Origin of the sequence: Bradyrhizobium cajani, from assembly GCF_009759665.1 — a bacterium.
Taxonomy (GTDB): domain Bacteria; phylum Pseudomonadota; class Alphaproteobacteria; order Rhizobiales; family Xanthobacteraceae; genus Bradyrhizobium; species Bradyrhizobium cajani.
In genome coordinates this window covers 89,040-95,439 of record NZ_WQNE01000033.1, presented here as the reverse complement: position 1 = coordinate 95,439, position 6,400 = coordinate 89,040, and the positions used below count along the sequence as shown (strand labels likewise).

At 65.6% G+C, this 6,400-nt stretch carries 8 protein-coding genes; all 8 read left to right on the top strand.

Going from position 1 to position 6,400, the window contains the following annotated elements; genetic code table 11:
• Nucleotides 1-164 precede the first annotated feature (164 nt).
• Complete coding sequence (locus GPL20_RS30735; protein WP_157334792.1) at nt 165-734, top strand: NifU family protein; 570 nt, start codon at nt 165-167, stop codon at nt 732-734.
• A gap of 88 nt (nt 735-822) precedes the next feature.
• Nucleotides 823-1,518: a tRNA (adenosine(37)-N6)-threonylcarbamoyltransferase complex dimerization subunit type 1 TsaB gene (gene tsaB / locus GPL20_RS30730; protein ID WP_157334790.1), complete on the top strand. Its 696-nt coding sequence runs from the start codon at nt 823-825 to the stop codon at nt 1,516-1,518.
• A complete protein-coding gene (gene rimI, locus GPL20_RS30725) occupies nt 1,515-2,000 on the top strand; it encodes a ribosomal protein S18-alanine N-acetyltransferase (protein WP_157334788.1) in 486 nt (161 codons plus the stop codon). Before tsaB ends, rimI begins: the two co-directional genes overlap by 4 nt.
• 38 nt (nt 2,001-2,038) lie before the next feature.
• Nucleotides 2,039-2,494, top strand: a complete 456-nt coding sequence (locus tag GPL20_RS30720; protein WP_028150589.1) for a Fur family transcriptional regulator — start codon at nt 2,039-2,041, stop codon at nt 2,492-2,494.
• A 4-nt stretch (nt 2,495-2,498) separates the two neighbouring features.
• Complete coding sequence (locus GPL20_RS30715; RefSeq protein ID WP_254126115.1) at nt 2,499-3,179, top strand: HAD family hydrolase; 681 nt, start codon at nt 2,499-2,501, stop codon at nt 3,177-3,179.
• Nucleotides 3,180-3,372: 193 nt separating this feature from the next.
• A complete protein-coding gene (miaB, locus tag GPL20_RS30710) occupies nt 3,373-4,770 on the top strand; it encodes a tRNA (N6-isopentenyl adenosine(37)-C2)-methylthiotransferase MiaB (RefSeq protein WP_157334785.1) in 1,398 nt (465 codons plus the stop codon).
• 64 nt (nt 4,771-4,834) lie between these two features.
• Nucleotides 4,835-5,830 (top strand): PhoH family protein, encoded by a 996-nt coding sequence (locus tag GPL20_RS30705; protein ID WP_157334783.1) that lies wholly within the window; start codon nt 4,835-4,837, stop codon nt 5,828-5,830.
• An 80-nt stretch (nt 5,831-5,910) separates the two neighbouring features.
• Complete coding sequence (ybeY, locus tag GPL20_RS30700) at nt 5,911-6,399, top strand: rRNA maturation RNase YbeY (RefSeq protein WP_373568286.1); 489 nt, start codon at nt 5,911-5,913, stop codon at nt 6,397-6,399.
• Nucleotide 6,400: the final 1 nt, after the last annotated feature.

The window sequence follows — 6,400 nt, the reverse complement described above, 5'->3', positions numbered from 1 at the left end:
CCCCAACCCTCTCCCCGCAAGCGGGGAGAGGGAGAAGTTAGCACCTAACCCGCTGATATAACAACGAAACGCCCGCCTCACCCCTTGACCGTGCGTTCCCCGTCGCCATCTGCTAGTGGATAGAGCACGCGCCGGCCTTGAACCGGCGACGTCTGGAGAAAACCATGTTCATTCAAACCGAAGCCACCCCCAATCCTGCCACGCTGAAGTTCATTCCCGGCCGCGTCGTGGTCGACGGCAGCCCGATGGAGTTTGCGAGCCGCGAAGCCGCAGGCCGCTCGCCGCTGGCCGAAAAGCTGTTCGAGGTGCCCGGCGTCACCGGCGTGTTCTACGGATCGGATTTCATCACCGTGACCAAGGCGAGCGGTGAATGGCAGCAGCTCAAGCCCGCGATCCTCGGCGCCATCATGGAGCACTACATGTCCGGCGCGCCGCTGCTCGCCGACGGCACGGCGCAAGGCGATGTCGATCTCGACGACGAGGACGAGTTCTTCGACGAGGCGGATGCCGAGACGGTCGATATGATCAAGGACCTGATCGAGACCCGGGTGCGGCCGGCGGTCGCCAATGACGGCGGCGACATCACCTTCCGCGGCTTCAAGGACGGCATCGTCTATCTCAATATGAAGGGCGCCTGCTCCGGCTGCCCGTCATCGACCGCGACGCTCCAGCACGGTATCCAGAACCTGCTGAAGCATTTCGTCCCGGACGTGGTCGAAGTCCGGCCGATGTGAGCGGTGGGCGAATGGTGAGCAGCGAATGGCGAATGGCATTCCGATCGGCTAGACTGTTCGCTATTCGCCACTCGCCATTCGCACTTCCATGCTGATCCTTGCCATCGATACTGCGCTGGAGGCGTGCGCGGCCGCGGTGCTCGATACCGACGCGGGCCAGCTGCTTGCGCAGGAGCAGCTGCTCATGAAGCGCGGTCATGCCGAAGCGCTGATGCCGATGATCGCGCGCGTGATGCATTCCGCCAATCTCGCTTTCACCTCGCTCGACCGCATCGCGGTCACGGTCGGCCCGGGAAGCTTCACGGGCCTGCGCGTCGGCATTTCGGCGGCGCGGGGACTTGCGCTCGCGGCGAAGCGACCGGCCGTCGGGCTGACGACGCTGTCGGCCTATGCCGCTGCCATTGTCGGCCAGAGCGGAACGGCGCCGGTGATTTCGGCGATCGATGCGCGGCACGATCACGTCTATTTCCAGATCGTCGCCGGCGACGGTAGCCAGCTGGTGCGGCCGAACGTCGCCGGCATCGACGAGGCGATCGCGGCTTCGCAATTCGGCGCACCGCATCTGGTCGGCAATGCCGCAAATATCCTCGCCGCGCGCTGGCCGAAGGATGCGCCGCAACCCGTTGCGGTCGACGCGCAGCCCGCGCCCGACATCGGCTGGGTCGCGTGGCTCGGCGCGGCCGCCGACCCCGAGACGAATCCGGCGCGGCCGTTCTATCTGCGCGCGCCCGATGCAAAGCCGGCCGCACTGCCGCCGCTCGCAACACGAGCCGCAAGCGCATGATGGGATGGTTGTCGGGATGGTGGCGCGCCGGCACTGCCGCCGTCGAGCCTGCTTCCGTGCGCGATGCCGCGCGGCTGGCGCAGCTTCACGGCGCCTCCTTCGCGCGCGGCTGGGGCGAAAGCGAGTTCGAGAGCATGCTCAGTGAGCGCAACACGCTCGTGCACCGGTTGCGCCTCGGCCACAAGACGATCGGCTTTGCGGTCTCGCGGATCGGCGCGGACGAAGCGGAAATCCTCTCGATCGCGGTCGACCAGGCCCATCGCGGACGTGGCCTCTCCCGCACGCTGCTGATGACCCATCTCGGCCACCTCGCAGGGCGCGGCGTGCGCACAATATTTCTCGAAGTCGAGGAAAATAATCAACCCGCACGGCGGCTCTACGACCGGGCCGGATTCATGGTGGTCGGACGCCGCGAACGCTACTATAAGCAGCCGGACGGGGAACAATTGAACGCCCTTCTGATGCGACGTGACTTGTCGTAACATTGATGGCAGAAAGCGCCCCCTCAGGCGGACACCCTATGACTGGACTTAAACCTTCCTCCGCATCCAAGGCGACCGGCATCGAGGCACGCTGTGCCGCCACCGGCATGCGCATGACCGAGCAGCGCCGCGTCATCGCCCGCGTGCTGGCGGAATCGGTCGATCATCCCGATGTCGAGGAACTGTACCGGCGCTGCGTCGCCGTCGACGACAAGATCTCGATCTCGACGGTCTACCGGACCGTGAAGCTGTTCGAGGATGCCGGTATCATCGAACGCCACGATTTCCGCGAGGGCCGCGCACGTTACGAGACGATGCGCGACAGCCATCACGACCACCTCATCAACCTGCGCGACGGCAAGGTGATCGAGTTCACCTCCGAGGAGATCGAGAAACTCCAGGCGGAGATCGCCCGCAAGCTCGGCTACAAGCTGGTCGATCACCGGCTCGAGCTCTATTGCGTCCCGCTCGACGACGACAAGCCGACGTCCTGATTTGGTGCCAGTAGATCTCATCATTTTCGACTGCGACGGCGTGCTCGTGGACAGCGAGGTGATCTCCTGTCGCGCGCATGCGGATGTGCTGACGCGGCACGGCTATCCGATCACATCGGATCAGGTATTCGAGCGCTTTCTCGGCCGCTCGACGCGGCAGGCCAATCTGGAGATCGAGACCGAGCTCGGTCGCAAGCTGCCCGACGCCTATCACGGCGACTTGCAGGACGAGCTGTTCCGCTCGTTCGAAGCCGACCTCGAAGCGATCCGCGGCATCCATGACGTGCTCGATGTCGTGACCCAGCGCGTCTGCGTCGCTTCGAGCGGTTCGCACCAGCGCATGCGCGTGAGCCTCGGAAGCACGGGGCTCTATGAGCGCCTGGCGCCGAACATTTTTTCGGCCTCGCAGGTGAAGAACGGCAAGCCGGCGCCGGACCTGTTCCTGTTCGCGGCGAAGGAAATGGGCGTGCCGCCGGAGCGCTGCGTCGTGATCGAGGACAGCCTGGCCGGCATTGCCGGCGCGCGGGCGGCCGGCATGACCGTGTTCGGCTTCTGCGGCGGCAGTCATTGCGGGAACGGCCATGCCGAGACCCTGCGCCAGGCCGGCGCCGACCTGACCTTTGCCGACATGCATCAGCTGCCGGACCTGGTCCGGCGGGTCGAGACGGACGCCCTGGCAGGCTGAGTTTCGGCTGATTGCCGTCATTCCGGGGCACGCGCACAGCGCGTGAACCCGGAATCTCGCGCCAAAACCTCTGGATTCCGGGATCGCTCGCTTTGCGAGCGCCCCGGAATGACCTCGTTGGGGTCGCTATCGCTGGATTTTCGCCCCTCCAGCCTATATCTGAGGGCCGTCCTCCATCACCATTCCGGGTTCCATGACGCCGCCGCGCAAGCTGCACATCAAATCATATGGCTGCCAGATGAACGTCTACGATGCCCAGCGCATGGTGGACACGCTGGCACCGGAAGGATTCGTGGAGACGGCCAACGCCGAGGACGCCGACCTCGTCATCCTCAACACCTGCCACATCCGCGAGAAGGCCTCGGAAAAGGTCTATTCCGAGCTCGGCCGGCTGCGCGTCGCCAAGGACGAGGCGGCGCGCGAGGGCCGCGCGATGCAAATCGCGGTCGCGGGCTGCGTGGCGCAGGCCGAGGGCGAGGAGATCGTGCGCCGCGCGCCCGTCGTCGACGTCGTGGTCGGCCCGCAGAGCTATCACCATCTGCCCGCGCTGCTGAAGCGCGCCGACGCCGAAGGCCGCGCGATCGAGACTGAGTTTCCCGCGGCCGACAAGTTCGGCTTCCTGGCCCAGCCCAAGCCCGACGCGATCCGCGCGCGCGGCATCTCCGCCTTCGTCACGGTGCAGGAAGGCTGCGACAAGTTCTGCACCTTCTGCGTCGTGCCCTACACGCGCGGCGCCGAAGTCTCGCGCCCGGTGGCAAAAATCGTCGACGACGTGAAGCGGCTCGCCGACAACGGCGTGCGCGAGCTCACGCTGATCGGGCAGAACGTCAACGCCTATCATGGCGACGGACCGGACGGGACGAGCTGGCCGCTGGGCCGATTGCTCGAACATCTGGCGGCGATTCCCGGCATCGCGCGGCTGCGCTATTCGACCAGCCATCCGCGCGACGTCGATGACAGTTTGATCGTGGCCCATCGCGATCTCGAAGCCCTGATGCCGTTCGTGCACCTGCCGGTGCAGTCGGGCTCGGACCGGATTCTCGCGGCCATGAACCGGAAACATACCGCCGATGATTACCGGCGTGTCGTCGATCGTTTCCGCACCGCGCGCCAAGACATTGCTTTTTCATCAGATTTTATCGTGGGCTTCCCCGGTGAGAGCGAGCAAGATTTTCTCGCCACCCTCGCGCTTGTCACGCAAATCGGATACGCTGCCGCATATTCGTTCAAATACTCCGCCCGGCCGGGAACGCCGGCCGCGGACATGCAGGAGACGGTGTCCCCCGCCGAAATGGACCAGCGATTGGAGCGGCTCCAGGAACTGATCGACAGCCAGCAATCGGCCTTCAACAAGGCTGCGGTTGGCTCAACGGTCGACGTGCTGTTCGAGCGGCCGGCGCGCAAGGATGGTCAGATCGTCGGCCGCACCGCTTACCTCCAGCCTGCACATGTCATGGCCTCGCCCGACATCATCGGACAGATCCTGCCGGTCCGGATCGACAGCCTCGAGCGCTACAGTTTCCTCGGCGAGCTCGTGACGCCCCGCGTCGCGCGCGAGCCCGCTTTATCGCAAATCGCCACTGGAGCCTGAACCCTTGCCCAAAAGCGCATCGGATTCGTCTTCGTTCGCTCCCAGCCGCAAATTTGACCGCGACATGCAAGTTCCGCCCGAGACCCAGGTCGTCATCGACTTCGACGACAACCGCGCCGCATCCGCACTGGTCGGCCCCTATGGCCAGAACCTCGCCCAGATCGAGCGACGCCTCGGCGTCGTCGTGGACTCCAAGGGCAACCACATCACCATCGGCGGCACGCGCGACGGCTGCGACGCCGCACGCCGCGTGCTGGAGATGCTCTACGCCCAGGCGGTGAAGGGACAGGATCTCGACCAGGGCGAGGTCGAAGGCGCGATCCGCGCCGTGATCGCGCAGGGCTCGCTGTTCGAGTTCGACGCCAAGTCGGCGAAGTCGACCTTCGACAGCATCAACCTGCGCAAACGCCCGGTGCGCGCGCGCACCGCCGCGCAGGACTCCTATATCCGCGCATTGAAGCGCCACGAGCTGGTGTTCGGCATCGGCCCCGCCGGCACCGGCAAGACCTGGCTCGCGGTCGCGCATGCCGCACAACTGTTCGAGCGCAAGGAAGTCGACAAGATCATCCTGTCGCGTCCGGCGGTGGAGGCCGGCGAGCGGCTCGGCTTCCTGCCCGGCGATCTCCGCGAGAAGGTCGATCCCTATCTGCGCCCGATCTACGACGCGCTCTATGACCTCATGGATGCGCGCATCGTCGAGCGCGCGCTCCAGACCGGCGAGATCGAGATCGCGCCGCTCGCCTTCATGCGCGGCCGCACGCTCACCAACGCCGCCATCATCCTGGACGAGGCGCAGAACACCACGTCGATGCAGATGAAGATGTTCCTGACCCGTCTCGGCGAGAACAGCCGCATGATCGTGACCGGCGATCCCTCGCAGATCGACCTGCCGAACGGCCAGACCTCGGGTCTGGCCGAAGCGACCCGCCTCCTGGACGGCGTCGAGGGCATTGCCCAGGTTCATTTCAAAGCCGAGGACGTGATTCGCCATGAACTCGTGGCGCGGATCGTCGCCGCCTACGAAGGTTCGCCGCAGCGGCCGGCCGCCGGTAAATCCTGACGAGGCACAGCCGGACCCCAGGAGCGCGGACGCCGCGCCCTCTCGTCCCAGACAACACAATGTCACACCCGAACCTTCCCATGACCGAGGTCCTCGTCGTCGCCGATTGCTGGCAGCGTGAGCCCGACTCCGAAGCCGTGATCCAGCGCGCGGTTGCCGCCGCCGCCGAGAGCGTCGACGAAGACGTCGCCGACGCAGAAGTGGCCGTGATGCTGACCGATGACGCCGGCATCCGCACCCTCAACAGCAACTGGCGCGGCATCGACAAGCCGACCAACGTGCTGTCGTTTCCCGCGCTCCAGCCGGAGGGCGAATGGAAGCCGGGCGATGCGCCGCGCATGCTCGGCGACATCGCGATCGCCTACGAGACCATGCGGCGCGAGGCCGACGAGGAACACAAACCGTTCGACCACCATTTGAGTCATCTCGCGGTGCACGGTTTCCTGCACCTGATCGGCTACGACCACGAGAACGACGACGACGCCGAGGAGATGGAAGCGCTGGAAACGCAGATCCTCGCCCATCTCGGCATTCCCGATCCCTATGCCGACCGCGCGGGAACGCATTGAG

Coding starts and splice junctions, on each gene's coding strand:
- GPL20_RS30735 (WP_157334792.1), top strand. CDS start 165: ATGTTCATTCAAACCGAAGCCACCCCCAATCCTGCCACGCTGAAGTTC.
- tsaB (WP_157334790.1), top strand. CDS start 823: ATGCTGATCCTTGCCATCGATACTGCGCTGGAGGCGTGCGCGGCCGCG.
- rimI (WP_157334788.1), top strand. CDS start 1,515: ATGATGGGATGGTTGTCGGGATGGTGGCGCGCCGGCACTGCCGCCGTC.
- GPL20_RS30720 (WP_028150589.1), top strand. CDS start 2,039: ATGACTGGACTTAAACCTTCCTCCGCATCCAAGGCGACCGGCATCGAG.
- miaB (WP_157334785.1), top strand. CDS start 3,373: ATGACGCCGCCGCGCAAGCTGCACATCAAATCATATGGCTGCCAGATG.
- GPL20_RS30705 (WP_157334783.1), top strand. CDS start 4,835: ATGCAAGTTCCGCCCGAGACCCAGGTCGTCATCGACTTCGACGACAAC.
- ybeY (WP_373568286.1), top strand. CDS start 5,911: ATGACCGAGGTCCTCGTCGTCGCCGATTGCTGGCAGCGTGAGCCCGAC.